Annotated in this window: 13 protein-coding genes; 6 read left to right on the top strand and 7 right to left on the bottom strand. The window is 68.0% G+C overall.

The features are described from left to right. Positions 1 to 197 precede the first annotated feature (197 nt). From ASE69_RS18215 to ASE69_RS18240, 6 genes are all read left to right on the top strand, one after another. Positions 198 to 551: a MarR family winged helix-turn-helix transcriptional regulator gene (locus tag ASE69_RS18215; RefSeq protein ID WP_235518970.1), complete on the top strand. Its 354-nt coding sequence runs from the start codon at positions 198 to 200 to the stop codon at positions 549 to 551. 10 nt (positions 552 to 561) lie between these two features. Continuing rightward, positions 562 to 2,604 (top strand): FUSC family protein, encoded by a 2,043-nt coding sequence (locus ASE69_RS18220; protein ID WP_056489693.1) that lies wholly within the window; start codon positions 562 to 564, stop codon positions 2,602 to 2,604. Next, the gene (locus tag ASE69_RS18225) at positions 2,601 to 2,807 is read left to right on the top strand and encodes a DUF1656 domain-containing protein (RefSeq protein ID WP_056065737.1); all 207 of its coding nucleotides are present in this window, start codon (positions 2,601 to 2,603) and stop codon (positions 2,805 to 2,807) included. The genes ASE69_RS18220 and ASE69_RS18225 overlap by 4 nt, the downstream gene beginning before the upstream one ends. After that, positions 2,804 to 3,706: an efflux RND transporter periplasmic adaptor subunit gene (locus ASE69_RS18230; RefSeq protein ID WP_056489695.1), complete on the top strand. Its 903-nt coding sequence runs from the start codon at positions 2,804 to 2,806 to the stop codon at positions 3,704 to 3,706. The genes ASE69_RS18225 and ASE69_RS18230 overlap by 4 nt, the downstream gene beginning before the upstream one ends. A gap of 188 nt (positions 3,707 to 3,894) precedes the next feature. Continuing rightward, on the top strand, positions 3,895 to 5,262 hold the full coding sequence (locus tag ASE69_RS18235; protein ID WP_056490291.1) for an efflux transporter outer membrane subunit: 1,368 nt from the start codon (positions 3,895 to 3,897) through the stop codon (positions 5,260 to 5,262). Next, complete coding sequence (locus ASE69_RS18240; RefSeq protein ID WP_156362402.1) at positions 5,259 to 6,758, top strand: DHA2 family efflux MFS transporter permease subunit; 1,500 nt, start codon at positions 5,259 to 5,261, stop codon at positions 6,756 to 6,758. The genes ASE69_RS18235 and ASE69_RS18240 overlap by 4 nt, the downstream gene beginning before the upstream one ends. Positions 6,759 to 6,894: 136 nt before the next feature. Here ASE69_RS18240 and mdoH read toward each other — a convergent pair whose 3' ends face one another. The 7 genes from mdoH to kdpB form a co-directional block, all read right to left on the bottom strand. Continuing rightward, positions 6,895 to 8,700, bottom strand: a complete 1,806-nt coding sequence (gene mdoH / locus ASE69_RS18245; RefSeq protein WP_235518971.1) for a glucans biosynthesis glucosyltransferase MdoH — start codon at positions 8,698 to 8,700, stop codon at positions 6,895 to 6,897. Then, positions 8,700 to 10,193 (bottom strand): glucan biosynthesis protein, encoded by a 1,494-nt coding sequence (locus tag ASE69_RS18250; RefSeq protein WP_056489697.1) that lies wholly within the window; start codon positions 10,191 to 10,193, stop codon positions 8,700 to 8,702. Before ASE69_RS18250 ends, mdoH begins: the two co-directional genes overlap by 1 nt. 90 nt (positions 10,194 to 10,283) lie before the next feature. Next, positions 10,284 to 10,529 carry a hypothetical protein gene (locus ASE69_RS18255; protein ID WP_056489699.1) on the bottom strand — a complete coding sequence of 82 codons (246 nt, stop codon included), beginning with the start codon at positions 10,527 to 10,529 and terminating at the stop codon, positions 10,284 to 10,286. A gap of 277 nt (positions 10,530 to 10,806) precedes the next feature. Further along, the gene (locus tag ASE69_RS18260; RefSeq protein ID WP_056489701.1) at positions 10,807 to 11,496 is read right to left on the bottom strand and encodes a response regulator transcription factor; all 690 of its coding nucleotides are present in this window, start codon (positions 11,494 to 11,496) and stop codon (positions 10,807 to 10,809) included. Then, the gene (locus ASE69_RS18265; protein WP_056489703.1) at positions 11,493 to 14,153 is read right to left on the bottom strand and encodes a sensor histidine kinase; all 2,661 of its coding nucleotides are present in this window, start codon (positions 14,151 to 14,153) and stop codon (positions 11,493 to 11,495) included. Before ASE69_RS18265 ends, ASE69_RS18260 begins: the two co-directional genes overlap by 4 nt. Continuing rightward, positions 14,150 to 14,725 carry a potassium-transporting ATPase subunit KdpC gene (gene kdpC, locus ASE69_RS18270; protein ID WP_056489705.1) on the bottom strand — a complete coding sequence of 192 codons (576 nt, stop codon included), beginning with the start codon at positions 14,723 to 14,725 and terminating at the stop codon, positions 14,150 to 14,152. Before kdpC ends, ASE69_RS18265 begins: the two co-directional genes overlap by 4 nt. A gap of 274 nt (positions 14,726 to 14,999) precedes the next feature. After that, entirely contained in the window at positions 15,000 to 17,030 is a 2,031-nt protein-coding gene (kdpB, locus tag ASE69_RS18275; RefSeq protein WP_056489708.1) for a potassium-transporting ATPase subunit KdpB, read from the bottom strand. Positions 17,031 to 17,033: the final 3 nt, after the last annotated feature.

Genomic DNA, 17,033 nt, shown 5'->3' on the forward strand with positions numbered 1-17,033 from the left:
GCCGGGGTGGTGCCATTAGCGGGGACCCGTTTCTAACATTTCCGTCATAAACCGATTCCGCATTGCAGCACACGCGATCGTCATTACTTAGCACGCTAATGACTTCCCCCCGCGCCATCCTCGAGTCGTCCTACGCTCGCACCCTCCTGCCGCTCGCAAGAATGTGGCGGCGGGCGGCCGATCGGGCGTTGCGTGACATGAACGTATCGGCGTCGACCGGCTGGGCGCTCGTCCAGGTCGGGAGGCTCGGCGACGACGTGCGCCAAACCGACCTCGCGCAGCAACTCGACGTGACGCAGGCGTCGCTGGTGCGCTCGATCGATCAGATGTCGGCGGCCAACCTCGTCGAGCGTCGCCGCGACCCCGCCGACGCACGCGTCAGCCGTATTCGCCTGACCGATCACGGCCGCGCGCTCGTCACCACGATCGAGGCGAAGTTCGCCAGCCTGCGCGCGGGGATGCTCGACGACGTGTCCGACCACGATCTCGCCACCGCGTTGCACGTCGCGGAGCGGCTCGGGGCACGGTTCACCGCGGATCACGCCCGATGAGCCCGGCACGATGAACCTCACCCGGTTCGGCGGAAAGGAAGCGCTCTTCTCGGTCAAATGCCTGATCGCGGCGTTCCTGGCCTATTACATCGCGCTCAGGATCGGTCTGACGCGTCCCTATTGGGCGGTGACGACGTCGTACATTGTCGCGCAGCCGCTGGCAGGCGCGGTGCTCTCGAAGGCGGTGTTCCGCGTCGCCGGCACGGTACTCGGCGCGGCCGCCGCGGTGGTGCTGGTGCCGAACCTGGTCAACGCGCCCGAGCTTCTCTCGCTCGGCCTGGCGCTGTGGCTCGGTCTGTGCCTGTACATCTCGCTGCTCGATCGGACGCCGCGCGCGTACCTGTTCCTGCTGGCGGGCTACACGGCCAGCATCATCGGGTTTCCGTCGGTCACGACTCCGGGTGCGGTGTTCACGATCGCCGCGTTGCGCGTGCAGGAGATCACGATCGGCATCTTGTGCGGGAGCCTGATCCACGGCTTCGTCTTCCCACAGACCGTGACCGCGACGCTGCTCGCGCGGATCGACGCGATTCTGGCCGATGCCGAGCGCTGGTCGCGGGATTCGCTGGCGGGGGCATCCGATGCCGCGCTCGACCGCGATCGTCGTCGCCTCGCGCTCGATATCAACGAGCTTCACCAGCTGTCGATTCACCTGCCGTTCGACACTGCGCGCCTGCTTCCCCGCACGCGGACCCTGCGCGCGCTCCAGGCCGAACTGTCGATGCTGCTGCCCCTGGCGAGCGCGGTCGACGACCGGATCGTCGAGCTGAAGCGCGGCGCCGATGCGCCCCGCCCCGAAGCGCTCGCGCTGATCGAGGATGTCCGCGAATGGCTGCGCGATCCGCCGCCCGTGGCGGAGCGTGGTCCGACCGCAGATGCCTTGATCGAACGCGCCCGCGTCCTTGAGCCGGTGGTGGGCGACACGCTGATCTGGCGCGATGCGTTGCGGCTCAGCCTGCTGGCGCGGCTCGGCGAACTGGTCGACGCGCACCGTAACGCGCGCGACCTGCGCGACCAGATGCGCTCGCCGTCGCGCGCACCGGTCACGCCTGCGGTCGCACGGCTGCTCGCGCGGATCGCCAAGCGACCACTCCACCGCGACCGGGGTATCGCACTCCGCGCCGCCGCCGGCACCGTCGCGACCATCCTGCTCGGCTGCGTCTTCTGGATCGGTACGGGCTGGTCGGACGGGGCGGGCGCGGTGCTGATCGCGGGCGTGTGCTGCGCGCTGTTCGGCAACAGCGATGATCCCGCACCATCGATACTGGCGTTCTTCTACGGCACCATCATCGGGCTAGTCATATCCGCCGTCTACGCCTTCGCCATCCTGCCGCGCGTGACCGATTTCGTGACGCTCGCCGCCGTGCTTGCACCGCCGATGCTGATCGGAGGGATGTTTCTCGCCCGACCGGCGACCTTGCTGATGACGCTCGGCGGCTTGCTCGGGGCGCTGAACACGGTCGGCCTCAACGACCGGTTCGGCGGCAGCTTCGACGCGTTCCTCAACGGCGGCATCGCGCAGTTGATCGGCACGTTGTTCGCGGTCGTCACGGTCGGCCTGTTCCAGACGATCGGCGCAGATACCAGCGCACGGCGACTGATCCGCGCAGGCTGGCGCGAACTGGCGGCGCGCAGCGACTCGATGAGCCGCCCCGACGCCGCCGGCTGGATCGCGCGGATGCTGGACCGCATCGGCCTGCTCGCCCCGCGCCTCGCGTTGCAGGGCGAGGATCCGGGCAAGCCGCTGCTCGACGCGCTGACCGACCTGCGCGTCGGCGTCGCGGTCGGCGAACTCAAGCAGTTGCGGATCGATGGCTCGTCCGACGAGGCCGCGGTGATCACGCCGGTCCTTCGTGGTATCGGCGCGCATTACCGTGCGTTACGTCCGGATGAGCCCGCGCCACCCGAACCCGACCTGCTCGCCGGAATCGACGCCGCAATGACCGGTTTCGCGACCAGCACGCCCGATCGCCACCGCACCGGCGTACTCGCGCTGACCTCGCTCCGTCGCAACCTGTTCCCGCAAGCGCCAGCCTACGGAGCACCGGCATGACCGGCGAAATCTCGATCGGCGGCGTCTATCTGCCGAGCATCCTGCTGCTCGCCGTCGCCGCCGTCATCCTGACCGGCATCGCCACTCGGTTGCTCGCGTTTGCCGGCGCCTACCGCGTGGTGACGTATCGACCGCTCGTCGACCTCGCGCTGTTCATCCTCATCCTCGGGCTGCTCGCCCTGCTGACCGGACCTTCCGCATGATCTCTTCCCGCCTCAAGTCGCTGTTCGCCCCGCTGGGTCGCTCGGCCGTCACGCTGATCATCGTCGCGCTCGCGGTGCTGGTCGCGCTGTGGCTGTGGAAACGGTACGAGACCGATCCGTGGACGCGCGACGGGCATATCCGCGCCGACATCGTCCGCGTGACGCCCGATGTCGCCGGTCTCGTCACGCAGGTCGCGGTGCACGACAACCAGGCGGTAAAGCCCGGCGACGTGCTGTTCGTGGTCGATCGCCCGCGCTTCCAGTTGACACTGGCGCAGTCCGACGCGTCGATCGCGAGCGCCCGCGCCACGCTGTTGCAGGCACGACGCGAGGCACAGCGCGACCTGGCGCTCGGCGATCTGGTCGCGAAAGAAACGCACGAGCAGAACGTCGCCCGCGTCGCCACAGCGTCGGCGGCACTGGCGCAGGCGCAGAGCGCACGCTCGACTGCGGCGCTGAACCTAGCGCGGACGACGGTGCGCGCAACGGTGCACGGGATCGTCACCAACCTCGACCTCCACCCCGGCGACTATATCGCGACGGGCGCACAGGCGATGGCGCTGGTCGACACCGACTCACTCCGCATCGAGGGCTATTTCGAAGAGACCAAGCTTGGCAGCATCCGGGTCGGCGATCCGGTCGTCGTCCACCTGATGGGCGAACCGCAGGCGCTCCACGGCCGCGTCGACAGCATCGCGGCGGGAATCAACGACAGCGAGCGAACCAACACGACGAACCTGCTGCCGAACGTGAACCCGACCTTCAACTGGGTGCGACTGGCGCAGCGTATCCCGGTGCGGGTGAAGCTGACCAGCGTGCCGAAGGGGACGCAGTTGATCGTGGGCCGTACCGCAACGGTGACGGTGGTGCCGCGCGCTACTCCGGGGACGACAGCATGATGTTCGGTCGCCATCTCACGTCGCTTAGAAACGCCCCTTCTTCCCCCCTCCCTGAAAGGGAGGGGCCGGGGGTGGGTAGGCTTCTACAAATCCGTACCGATGTGCCACAAGCCGGCCTACCCACCCCCAACCCCTCCCTTTCAGGGAGGGGGGCGGTTGCGTCCGTCGCTGCCCTTGTAGCTTCCACACTGCTAGCCGCCTGCACGACCGCCGGCCCAAACTACGCGCTCCCCAAGTCCGCAGTCGTCAACCGCCCCTCCGCCAAAGGCAGTTTCGACAGCGGCCACGAGAAGGCGTTCGCCGACACCCCGCTCCCCGACCATTGGTGGCAACTCTACGGTGACCCCCGCCTCGACGCGTTCGTCACCGAAGCGCTCGCCGCCAACACCGATCTCCGCGCCGCCGACGCCAACCTGCGTCGCGCCGATGCCGTGGTCGCCGAAGTCGCCGCGGGCCGTACGCTATCGACCGTTCTCGGCGGCGGCACCTCGCTCGATCGCCCCTACACGACCGGCGGCAATCTCCCCGGCACGCTCGACTACAACCTCGGCATCACGCTCGCCTACCCGCTCGATCTGTCCGGCCGCATCCGCCGCGCGATCGAGGCGGCTCAAGGCGATGCCGAGGCGGTTGCCGCCGCCCGCGACAACGTCCGCGTGACCGTCGCCGCGGAGACCGCGCGGAGCTACGCCACCGCCTGCACCGCGAACTCGGTGCTGGCCGCGAACAACCGTATCCTAGCGCTGCAACGCCAGACGCTGAACGTGACGCAGCGCCTGCAACGTGGCGGCCGCGGCACCGCGTTCGACGTAACGCGCGCAAGAACCGCAGTCGACCAAAGCGAAGCGCTGATCCCCTCGCAGGTCGCGACACGAACCGCCGCGCTGTACCGGTTGGCGACGTTGATGGGCCGCGCCCCCGCCGATTTCCCAAAGGACGTCGCGACGTGCGCGCGGCCACCCGCGCTCACCCGTCCGCTGCCGATCGGCGACGGGACCGCGTTGATCCTGCGCCGCCCCGATATCCGCCAGGCCGAACGGTCGCTCGCCGCCGCCACTGCGCGGATCGGCGTGGCGACCGCCAACCTCTATCCGCAGGTCAGCCTCGGCGGCTCGGCCGGGTTCACCGGGCCGGTGTCGTCGCTCGGCTCGACCAACGCATTCCATCTCGGGCTCGGGCCGCTGATCAGCTGGAGCTTCCCTAACTGCCCGGTTATCCGCGCGCAGATCGCTCAGGCCGGCGCCACCGCGGACCAGGCACTGGCACAGTTCGATTCGACCACACTCGAAGCGCTTCGCCAGACCGAGACCGCCCTCTCCGCTTACGCCCGCGAAGGCGACCGCAACGCAGCGCTGCGCCGCGCGCAGTCCAGCGCCGCGCGCGCCGCGGATCAGGCCGGTACGCTCTACCGCTTCGGCCGCACCGACTTCCTCTCGCTGCTGACCGCGCAAGCGGCGCTGACCACCGCGCAAGCCAACCTCGCCGCGTCCGATGCGCTGCTGGTCGATCGCCAGGTCGACGTCTTCAAGGCGCTCGGCGGGGGGTGGCAGACTTGAGGCTGCGTCGCCGCGGGCTGGCGTCGATCAACAGCGAAATCCGCGATGGCATCATGCCCGCCGCCGACACCATCGCGCGCGTCGCCAAGGACCCGAACGCGCTGCCGCACACGCCGAGCAACTACCGCGTCACCGCGCTGATCATCGCCTGCGCGCTGTTCATGGAGCAGATGGACTCGACCGTGCTCGCCACCGCGCTGCCGACGATGGCGCGCGATTTCGGCGTGCCCGCGACCAGCATGAGTTCGGCACTGACGTCGTACCTGCTGGCGCTCGCGATCTTCATTCCCGCCAGCGGGCGCCTCGCCGACCGGTTCGGCTCGCGCACGATCTTCCGCGCGGCGATCCTCATCTTCGTCGGCGGATCGATGCTCTGCGGCCAGGCGACCAGCCTGCCGTTCATGATGGGCGCGCGGTTCCTGCAAGGGCTCGGCGGCGCGATGATGATCCCGATCGGCCGCCTCGTCCTGCTCCGCAGCGTCGCCAAGGAGGACATGGTCCAGGCGATGTCGTGGCTGATTATGCCCGCGCTGATCGGCCCGATCCTCGGGCCACCGGTCGGCGGCGCGATCGTCACATATCTCGACTGGCGCTGGATCTTCTACCTCAACGTGCCGATCGGCCTGCTCGGCGTGATTCTGGTAACGCGTTTCATCGGTGAGGTGCGCGAGGACAAACCCGCGCGGTTCGACGTGCCCGGCTTCATCCTGTCGGGCGTCTCGCTCGGCTGCCTGTTGTTCGGGTTCGAGATGACCAGCCGCACCGGCGAATTGTCGCGCGCCGTCGTGCTGATCGCGGTCGGGCTCGTCGCGGGCGTCGCGTACATCCGCCACGCGAAACACCGGAGCGACCCGATCCTCGACCTGTCGCTGATGCGCATCCCCACCTTCCGCCTTTCGGTGATCGGCGGATCGCTGACCCGCATCACGCAAGGCGCGCAGCCGTTCCTGCTGCCGATGATGCTCCAATTGGGCTTCGGCATGACCGCGGCGGCCAGCGGCGCGATCACGATTGCCGGCGCGATCGGCTCGCTGATGATGAAGAGCCTCGCACCGCGCGTTCTCAGGCGCTTCGGGTTCCGCAACAGCCTGATCGTCGGCGGACTCTGCGCAAGCTCCGGCTATGCGGTCGCCGGCTTGTTCCGCCCCGACTGGTCGATCCCGGTGATCTTCGGCGTGCTGATGATCTCCGGCTTCTTCATGTCGTTCCAGTTTTCGGCGTATAACACGATCGCGTATGACGAGATCCCGTCGTCGCGGATGAGCAGCGCGACCAGCTTCTACGCGACGTTCCAGCAACTGATGCTGTCGCTCGGCATCTGCGTCGGTGCAGCGTCGCTGCATGTCGGGATGCTCGGGACGGGCGCGACCCGGCCGGCGCTGACGGACTTCACCCTGGCGTTCCTGGTGGTTACCGCGGTGTCGGCGTCGGCAACAATCTGGAACCGACGGTTCGCGGTGGATGCGGGTGCGGAGTTGAGCGGACACCGGGCATAGCAGGACCAACCTGCCCCCCTCCCTGAAAGGGAGGGGTTGGGGGTGGGTAGGCCAGCTTGTGGCGCGACCGTTCGGCGATACGGAAATCGACCCACCCCCGGCCCCTCCCTTCCAGGGAGGGGGGAAGTATTCGGCGTCAGACCTGCGTCGCTGGCAGCGAAGGCCGCGAGAGCACCGATACATGCTCGCCCGGCTCGACGAACATGCCGTGCGACAGCGCCCACTTCCCCGCCTTCTCGCTCGCCGTCAGCATCGTCAGAAACGGGCTGAGCAACAGCCCCAACGTCACCGGCGCGAGCCACGCCGCAGTGATCGGCGCAAACGGGGTCACAGCCAGCAGCGCGACGCCCACCCCGACATGCCAACGATACCGCGGCATCACGTCCGCCAGCGATAGTTCGTGCGCATCGCGGTTCTGCGGCGCCCAGCCGGACTTGCGCCCCATTAATATCCCCCCCAGATCCATCGTCTGCGTCAGTGCGATCACCGGCGCCGACAGCATCGAGAACGGCACGTCGATCAGCACCGACCGCACGATCCCGCGCCGCCCGCCAAACCCCGCACGCCGCTCCGCGTTCGAGAACGCCCAGATCACGCTCAGCAGCTTCGGCCCGAACAGCAGCAACAGCGTTACCATCAGCACCTGCAGCGAGGTCTGCGCCTCGACGATGTTGCGCTCGCCGATCAGCGCCTGCACGACGCTCGTCGCAATCATCAGCAGCCACACCGGCGAGGTGATGAACGCCGACGCGCCCATCAGCAATTGCAGCCGACTGACCCAGTGGAACCCCGACGACGTCAGCAGGCTGAGATGCTGGATGTTCCCCTGCGCCCAGCGCCGGTCACGCACCGCTGCGTCGATCAGCGTCGGCGGATATTCCTCGAACGTCTCCTCGGTCATCAGCATGTGGACGCGCCAGCCGCGCCTGCGGAGCAGCGCCGCCTCGACCATGTCGTGGCTCATGATGACCCCGCCGAACGGCGCGCGGCCGGGGAGATCTGGAAGCCCGCAACTCGAAGCGAACGCCTCGATCCGGATCAGCGCGTTATGCCCCCAGAAAGTCGCTTCCGAGCCCGACCACCAAACGAGGCCAGCGGTCGAGATCGGACCGTACAACCGGCTCGCGAACTGCATCCAGCGCTGAAAGAACGTCACGCCATTGATCACCGCGGGCACGGTCTGTAGCAGCGCCACCGCAGGCCGTCGTTCGAGCACCTGCGCCATGCCGATGATCGTGTTGCCGCCCATCAGGCTGTCTGCGTCGAGCATCAGCATGTAGCGATAGCCGCCGCCGAACCGCCGGATCCACTCCGCGACGTTGCCGGGTTTGCGGCCCACGTTCACGGTGCGGCGACGGTAATAGAGCGCACAGTCGAGCGTCGGCGCGAGGCGCTCCCACGCCGCGACCTCGCCCGCTTCCGCCGCTTCGCCCGAATCGCTCAGGATGAAGATGTCGAACCGGTCGGCGACACCGCCCGCGGCGATCGCGCGCGCCATCCACGCGATCCGCTCGAACACCGCATCGATGTCCTCATTGTGGACCGGCATCAGGATCGCGGTGCGGCCTTCGAGTGGTTCCGATTGTCGCGGGGTCGGCACGAACCCCGGATGGCCGCCGGTCATCAACAGCACAAAGCCGATCGCGGCGTTCATGAACCCGAACGCGATCCACGCGAACAGCGGGAAGAACAACGCGAGCAACGCCGCATCCCAAAAGCTCAGTCCGTCCGCAAGCAGCGATTCCTGCACGGCCGACGACGCCGCGGTTGCCAGGAGGCCGGTCATCAGCACGAGGAGGATGCGGCGCGCGAGCATGTCGTCGGAGGATACGACCATGCCCGGGCCCGGCTCGGGCGCGGACCAAGGCGGCGGCGGGCCGTCGAAACGCTGCGGGGGCATCTCGATTGGTGTTTCGCCCGGCATCATGGGAAGCGCGGGCATCAGAAGATCGGGGTCAGGACGGTTTCGCTAAGCGCACGACCGCCGCGCGTGAGGAACAGCCTGACGTCGGCGGGTCCTTGCGCGTCGGGGGCCACGTCGGCGGTGACGCGCCAGCGGTTCTTCTGGCCGACGACGGGATAGGCCGCGTTGGCGAGTACCTTGCCGCGGACGACGTCGATCTTGGCCGTCACGCCGCTCTGCCGATCGAGACCAGCGAGGCCGTCGCCGATGAAATCGACCACGAGCTTCCGCGCCCCCTTCACCGGCTCGGCGCCCGGCCGGCCGGCGACGCCCTGCCAGCAATCGACGACGTGCGCCGTCGGGGCAACGGCGGTCGGATCGGTCGATTTCCACGACAGCGAGTAATCGAACTGCAATTGCTGCCCCGCTTTCGCAGGCGCTGCCGGGGTCCAGAACGAGACGACATTGTCGACGGTCTCGCTGTTGGTCGGGAACGCATACAGCATCACCGCGCCCTTACCCCAGTCGCCCTGCGGCTGGACCCACAGGTTCGGCCGGCGATCGTAGAACGCGCCGTCGTCCTGATAATGATCGAAATTGCGGTCACGCTGGATCAGCCCGAAACCCTTGGGTGCTTGGTCCGCGAAACTGTCCAGCGTATCATGCGGCGGGTTGTTGAGCGGGCGCCAGATGCGCTCGCCCGCGCCGGTGAGCAGCGCCAGGCCGTCCGAATCGTGGATCTCGGGACGCCAGTCGACCGCGGCGGCGCGATTGCCCTCGCCGTACCAAAACATGCTGGTCGCAGGCGCGATGCCGAGCCGCTCGATGTCGCGGCGGACGTTGAGCACGGACGAAACCTGCTGCTCGACGCCCGCGCCGGCGACGTGCCGCGACTGGATGCGGTACGCGCCGGTAACGCTGGCGCCGTCCATCAGCGCGTAGATCGTGTATGCGTCCGCGCCGGTCCGCTCGATCCAGAATTCGGTGAAGTCGGGAAATTCCTCGCGGCCCGGCAGCCCGGTGTTGATCGCGAGCCCGCGCGCGGACAGGCCGTACTGGTCCTGCGCGCCGGCGGTGCGGAAATAGGATGCGCCCTGGAACGCCATCCAGTCGCTGGTGCCGCCCGGTGCCATCGCGCGGAATCCGGCGATGCCCAGCGCGGCGGCGTGGCCCTCTTCGGCCTCGAACAAGTCACGAGAGAACTCGATGCGGCGCGCCTGACCATTCTCGACGACGTTGATCGCGACCGGCATCGGCGCATAGCGGCCGAGCGGGAACAGGCGGATGCCACCGGCCAGCGTCTTATCGGCGCGGAAGCGGATGTTGCCGACCTTGTCGTAATCGATCGCGGCGGCGGCGGCGACCTTGGCGGGAGCGGCGTATGGCTTGGTGGCAAGCGTCGCGGCACGCTGCTGGAGCGTGTCCCAAGAGAACGGCTCGGCCTTGCCGGGCGCTGCACGCATTGCGGCTGCGGCCTGCGGGAGGACACCCAACAGACCCAGCGCGGTTACTACTTCGCGTCGACCGATCATGCAGAGCGCTCCCTTGTCGTCATCATGCTGCAGTGCGGTAGCATAGTGACGTCACGCGCGCGCGTCGACAGGTCCCGCCGCGGGCGCGCCTTATCGCGCGGCGCGTCGCCAGCGGGCGCTGATCCTGACCGGGTCGTAGATGTGTCCGCCAACGACCACCAACATCGCGCCGGCACTCGCGCAAACGAAGCCGGTCATGGCGAGTAGGAACGCAAGCGGGTCGGTTGCCGGGTGGAGGCGAGCGAGTGTGTGGATCGCAATAACGGCAATTGCGAGCGACAAGACACCGCTCGCGCGGAGGCTGAGATCGGTACGGAGGCGGTCGGCGTCGGTCATGTGACACTTCAGCTATCGCCTGCGGCATAAGCGTTCGAGATTGGTTTTAAGGGGGAGCCATAGTGTTCACGTAGTGCGCAACCCCGTCATCCCGGCGAGAGCCGGGACCTCGCGCGGCAAGGGCAAGCGTGGCTGGATACCTCAACTTTCGCTGGGGTGACGGTTGGCTGCGTGCATTTACCAGCGAACCGACCGCTTTCTTGTTCTCCCGCGGAAGCGGGAGCCCAGTCTGGATCCCCGCCTTCGCGGAGAAGCATGTTGGCTGCTGGGCAACGCGCTAGGCGTCGACCAACAGCCGGTACCCGATTCCGAGTTCGTTCGCGATGACCGTGCCGACTCCCCCCGTCCCCTCCAGCTTCTGCCGCAAGTTACGCACGACGATGCGGAGATATTCGATCCGCCGGTCGTGATCGGTCGGCCACGCCGCCTCCAGGATCCGCTGGTGCGTCACCACCCGCCCCGGATGCGCCGCCAGCGCCGCAAGCACGTCGAACTCTTTCCGCGTCAGATGCGCCTCCTCATTCCCGCGCCGGACGAGCCGATGCTCGAAATCGATCTCCACCCCATGCGCGCGCAGGACCGTCGGCCGAGACGTCGCCTCTCCGCGGCCACGCAGCGCGACGCGGAGGCGTGCGAGCAGTTCCTCGGTGTCGAACGGCTTCGTCACATAATCCTCCGCGCCGAGATCGAGCGCAGCGACCTTCTGGTCGGTCGCCTCGCGCGCGGAAACCACGAGGATGATCGGATCGCCGAGCTTCTTCAGCAGCGGCACCAGTTCCAGTCCGTCGCGGTCGGGCAACCCCAGGTCGAGCAGCACTGCAGTCAACGGCCGGCTCCCCGCGATCCGCAGCGCCTCGCGCGCGTCGACCGCCTCCTCGACGCCGTACCCCGCGCGCTCCAGCGTGTTCTTCAACAACCGCCGGATATGCAGTTCGTCGTCGACGATCAGAACCGTTTGCGCGCTCATAGATTCGCTCCATCGGTGTCGCGGACGAGCAGGGCCACGGGGAAGCACAGGCTGAAGCGTGCGCCGGTCAGGTCTTCGCGATTGCTGGCTTCGACGGTCATGCCCATCGCTTCGGCGAACGCCTTGACGATCGCAAGCCCGAGTCCGGTGCCGCCAATAGCGCGATCGGAGCCTTCGAGGCGGCGGAACGTCTCGAACACCTCCTTCTCGCGACCGGGTGGCAGGCCCGGTCCCTGGTCGATCACCGACAGCCGGAGCAGCCCGAACCGGTGCTCCGCACGGACGACGATCAGCGTCCCCGGATCGGCATAACGCCCGGCATTGTCGAGCAGGTTGAGCAGGCAATGATGCAACAGTTGCGGATCGACGCGGACCAGCGGCAGGTTCGGCGCGACGTCGAGCTCGATCGCGTGGCCTTCAAGCACCCGCTTCGTATCGTGCACTGCGCCCGCCACCGCATCGGTGAGGTCGGTCGGCTCCAGCCGCAACCGGAGCGCGCCCGCCTCGACCCGCGCCATGTCGAGCAGATTGCCGACGAAGCGGTTGAGCCGCGCCGCCTCGGTCTCGATCGTGTCGATCAGCTCGGGCGTGACGCCGCGGTGCAATTCCGCCGCCGCCGCCATCACCGACGTCAGCGGCGTGCGCAGGTCGTGGCTTACCGACGACAGCAACGCCTGCCGCAACCGATCGCGCTCGCGCACCGCGTCGACATCGCGCATCTCGACCTCCAGCCGCGCGCGTTCGAGCACGAGCGACGCCTGATCGACCAGGCTCATCAGCAGCGGCAACTGGTCCGATCGCACCGGATCGCCACCTGCTTCCCGAGCCAGCCCAAGCACCGCCAGCGTCCGCTCGCCCGAGCGCAATGGCTGGAAGAACCACTCCGACGCCGCTAGCGTGCTCGACCCGCGACCCGCCGGCGCACCCGTATCATACGCCCATTGCGCGGCCGCCATCTCCATCGTCTCGAGCCGGTAATCCGCGCCGTTCGCCGCCTGCACGGCGAGACCGGGGTCCTCCGCGACGAGGATGAGCGCGCGCACGCCGAACAGCCGTCCGATTTCCTCGCAGATCGCGCGGGCGAGCGCGACCGGGTCGTTGAGCGAGGTCAGCTGGCGAAGGAATCCGGCCAGTGCTGCGTTGGTGCGTGCGCTGGCGGCGGCGATGTCGGCCTGCGCGCGGACCCGCGAGGTAAGCTGGCTCGTCACGAACGCGATGCCAAGCAGCACGAGGATCGAGATCACGTTCTCGGGATTGTTGATCGTCAGCGTGCCGGTCGGCGGCAGGAAGAAGAAGTTGTACGCGATCGACGACACCACGCCTGCGAACAGCCCGGTGCGCAGGCCGAACAGGCTCGCCGCGGCCATCACCGGGAGCAGATACAGCAGCGCGACGTTGCCGAGGTTGAGGATGTGGAACAGCGCGCTCGCCACACCGGTGACACCCGCAACCATCGCCGTCGTCCAGGCGTAGCCCGCCTTGCTGCCCCATCCGCCGGTCCGCATGCGCGTGCCTCGGGGCGCGGTGGGTGGATCCATCGGCAGGACGTGGACGGCGATTCCCGGTGACTCGCGGACCATCTGGTCGACGACCGAGCCGTGGCGGAGTTCGAACCAGCGCGAGCGGGTGGACTTGCCAACGACGAGCTGCGTCGCGCGCGCCTCGGTCGTGAAGGTCTTCAGGCCGTCGACCACCGAAGTCGCGGGGACGGTCGCGACGTCGCCGCCGAGTTGGGTCGCGAGGTTGAAGACCTCGGCAAGTCGCCGGTGCTCGGCCTCGCCGAAGGTCTGCGCGCGGGGCGTCTCGATATACACCGCGGTCCAGGGCGCGTGCATCGCGTCAGCGATCCGCTTGGTGGCGCGAACGAGACCGAGCGCTCCCGGCAGTTCGCTGATCGCAACGACGATCCGCTCGCCGCCAGCCCATGTCCCGCCTACGCCCAATGCGCGGACGTGTTCGAGCATCTGCGCGTCGACGGCTTGCGCGGCACGACGGAGCGCGAGTTCGCGCAAGGCCGACAGGTTCGACTTGGAGAAGAAGTGCGCGAGCGCCCGCGTTGCCTCGTGGGGAAGGTAGACCTTGCCCGCCTTCAGCCGCTCGATCAGTTCGTCCGGAGGGATGTCGACGACTTCGATCTCGGCCATCTCGACGATGCTGTCGGGGACGGTCTCGCGGACGCGGACGCGCGTGAACGAGGCGACGACGTCGTTGAGGCTCTCGATGTGCTGGATGTTGATCGTCGAATAGACGTCGATGCCCGCGGCGAGCAATTCCTCGACGTCCTGATAGCGTTTCGGGTGGCGACTGCCGGGGGCGTTCGTGTGCGCGAGTTCGTCGACCAGGACCAGCGTGGGCGCGCGTTCGAGGATGGCGTCGAGATCCATCTCGTCGAGCGTGCGGCCTTCGTAGGGGATCGCTTTCCGCGGGACGATCTCGTGGCCGCGCGTGAGCGCTTCGGTCTCGACGCGGCCGTGCGTCTCGACCACGCCGATGACGATATCTACGCCTGCGCGGCGACGTTCCGCGCCTTCGGAGAGCATCTCGTAGGTTTTCCCGACACCGGGGGCGGCGCCGAGGAAGATCTTCAGACGGCCGCGACCCTCCTGCGACGCCTGTCGCAGAAGGGCCTCGGGTGATGGTCGCGTGTCGTCGTTCAACGCGTTGCGTCGAGGGCGCGGTTGAGAGCGAAGACGTTGACGCGTGGCTCGCCGAGGATGCCAAACAGCGGGCCGTCGACGTTGGCGGTTACTAGCGCACGGACCTTGTCGGCGGGCAGACCGCGGGTGCGGGCGACGCGGGCGACCTGCGCATAGGCCGAGGCCGGCGACAGATCGGGGTCGAGACCCGAACCCGACGCGGTGGCGAGATCGGCCGGGAGTGGCCCGGTCACGCCTTCCGCGCGGCGCTTGGCAACATCGGCCTTGGTGCGATCGACGAGCGCCTGGCTGGTCGGGCCGTAGTTCGAGCCCGACGAGGCCAGCCCGTCATAGCCCTTGCCCGCTGCAGACGGACGCGTCTGGAAATAGCGGTCGGTGGTGAAGGCCTGGCCGACGACGGTCGAGCCGATCGCCTTGCCGTTGGCCATGACGAGGCTGCCATTGGCTTGGCTGGGGAAGATGGCCTGTCCGATCCCGGTCATCGCGAGGGGATAGACGATCCCGAGGAGCAGCGCGAACAGGATCGTCATGACGAGCGCCGGGCGGAGGGCGGAGGTGAAATCGGAGGTCATTCTGTTATCTCCATGTGTCCCCGCGAAGGCGGGGACACAGTCTGGGCACCCGCCTTCGCGGCTGAACAATTCTTGGGGGTGAGGGTGACGGAGGTTGCTCCGGACGACCATCCCCTTGGCACCACCGCGAAGGCCGGGGTCCAATTGGGCAACTTCGCCAACTTGAGTTGCGCTTCGTTACCTCGACCTCTCCAATTGCGCCCCGGCCTCCGCCGGGGTGGTGTTGGCTCGCGGTGCAACGGCGTGCAGGCGCACGGCAGGCTAATGTTGGTCATCATGCCAGCCCCAGAGCACCGACCAAGAGGTCGATGAGCTTGATCCCCACGAACGGGGCAATCAGACCGCCCAAGCCGTACACCGCCAAGTTCCGCGCAAGCAGCGGCCCCGCTGCCATCGGCTTGTACGCCACGCCCTTCAGCGCGAGCGGCACCAGCATCGGGATGATGATCGCGTTGAAGATGATCGCCGACAGGATCGCACTTTCGGGCGAACCCAGCCGCATCACGTTCAGCACGCCGAGCCCCGGATAAAGCGCGACGAACATCGCCGGGATGATCGCGAAATACTTCGCCACGTCGTTCGCCACCGAGAAGGTCGTCAGCGCACCGCGCGTCATCAGCAGTTGCTTGCCGAGGCCGACGATCTCGATCAGCTTGGTCGGATCGCTGTCGAGGTCGACCATGTTACCCGCCTCGCGCGCGGCCTGCGTCCCGGTGTTCATCGCCACGCCGACGTCGGCCTGTGCGAGCGCCGGTGCGTCGTTGGTACCGTCGCCGCACATCGCGACCAGACGTCCGCCCTGCTGTTCCTTGCGGATCAGGTCGAGCTTGTCCTCCGGCGTCGCCTGCGCGAGGAAATCATCCACGCCAGCCTCGGCCGCGATCGCGGCGGCGGTGAGCGGGTTGTCGCCGGTGATCATCACCGTGCGGATGCCCATCGCCCGCAGCTCGCCGAAACGCTCGCGGATGCCCGCCTTCACGACGTCCTTGAGGAAGATCGCACCGAGCAACCGGCCGTCGCGGGCGACTGCCAGCGGCGTACCGCCGGCGCGCGCGATCTCGTCGGTGATCCGGCGCAGTTCGGTGGCGGCGGCGGTCGCCCCTGCTCCCGGATTGGCCTTCAGGATCGAGTCGACCGCGCCCTTCTGGATCAGCGAGCCGCCGACGATCACGCCCGAGATGCGTGTCTGCGCGGTGAACGGGATGACCTCCGCATCGCTCGGCAACGCGTTGGTCGTCACGCCGAACTTCTCGCGCGCCAGCACGACGATCGAGCGGCCCTCGGGCGTTTCGTCGGCGAGGCTGGCGAGCAACGCCGCCTCGGCCAGATCCTCGTCACGCGTGCCGCCGACCGAGCGGAATTCGCTCGCCTGGCGATCGCCGATCGTGATCGTGCCGGTCTTATCCAGCAGCAGGACGTCGATATCGCCCGCCGCCTCGACCGCACGGCCGGACTTGGCGAGCACGTTGAAGCGCACCAGACGGTCCATGCCCGCGATACCGATCGCCGACAGCAAGGCTGCGATCGTCGTCGGGATCAGCGTGATCAACAGCGCCGCAAGGATCGCGACCGGCACGCGGCCGCCTGCATAGCTGGCGAAACCGGGGATCGTGCCGACCGCGATCAGGAAGATGATCGTCAGGCCGACGAGCAGCAACGTGAGCGCGATCTCGTTCGGCGTCTTCTGCCGCTCGGCACCCTCGACCAGCGCGATCATGCGGTCGAGAAAGCCTTCGCCGGGGTTGGCCGTGACCTTCACACGGATCTCGTCGGAGATGACGCGCGTGCCTGCGGTCACCGCCGAACGATCGCCGCCCGCCTCGCGTATCACCGGCGCGCTCTCGCCGGTGATTGCGGCTTCGTTGACCGAGGCGACGCCCCAGACGACTTCGCCGTCCGCGGGGATAAGGTCGCCCATCGTCACCAGGACGATGTCGCCCGCGCGGAGCATGCTGGCGGGGACGGACTCGACCTGGTCCCCCTTCATGCGGCGGGCGGTCAGCTCGGCCTTGGTCGCGCGCAACGACGCGGCCTGCGCCTTGCCGCGCCCTTCGGCGAGCGCTTCGGCGAAGGTGCCGAACAGCACGGTCAGCCACAGCCAGATCACCAGCTGGATCTTGAAGCCGACCGAGAGCCCGTCGCCGCCGACATTGACGAGGATCGTCAACAGCGTGGCAACGACCGCGGTGACGAACATCACCGGGTTGCGGATCAACTGCCGCGGATCGAGCTTGCGGAAAGCGTCGCCGATCGCGGGAACGATCAAGTCGGCCGTGAACAGCGACTTGGTAGGGGTGCGTGCCATTTT

Origin of the sequence: Sphingomonas sp. Leaf208, from assembly GCF_001421415.1 — a bacterium.
GTDB lineage: Bacteria > Pseudomonadota > Alphaproteobacteria > Sphingomonadales > Sphingomonadaceae > Sphingomonas.

Coding starts and splice junctions, on each gene's coding strand:
- ASE69_RS18215 (WP_235518970.1), top strand. CDS start 198: ATGAACGTATCGGCGTCGACCGGCTGGGCGCTCGTCCAGGTCGGGAGG.
- ASE69_RS18220 (WP_056489693.1), top strand. CDS start 562: ATGAACCTCACCCGGTTCGGCGGAAAGGAAGCGCTCTTCTCGGTCAAA.
- ASE69_RS18225 (WP_056065737.1), top strand. CDS start 2,601: ATGACCGGCGAAATCTCGATCGGCGGCGTCTATCTGCCGAGCATCCTG.
- ASE69_RS18230 (WP_056489695.1), top strand. CDS start 2,804: ATGATCTCTTCCCGCCTCAAGTCGCTGTTCGCCCCGCTGGGTCGCTCG.
- mdoH (WP_235518971.1), bottom strand. CDS start 8,700: ATGCCCGCGCTTCCCATGATGCCGGGCGAAACACCAATCGAGATGCCC.
- ASE69_RS18250 (WP_056489697.1), bottom strand. CDS start 10,193: ATGATCGGTCGACGCGAAGTAGTAACCGCGCTGGGTCTGTTGGGTGTC.
- ASE69_RS18255 (WP_056489699.1), bottom strand. CDS start 10,529: ATGACCGACGCCGACCGCCTCCGTACCGATCTCAGCCTCCGCGCGAGC.
- ASE69_RS18260 (WP_056489701.1), bottom strand. CDS start 11,496: ATGAGCGCGCAAACGGTTCTGATCGTCGACGACGAACTGCATATCCGG.
- kdpC (WP_056489705.1), bottom strand. CDS start 14,725: ATGACCTCCGATTTCACCTCCGCCCTCCGCCCGGCGCTCGTCATGACG.
- kdpB (WP_056489708.1), bottom strand. CDS start 17,030: ATGGCACGCACCCCTACCAAGTCGCTGTTCACGGCCGACTTGATCGTT.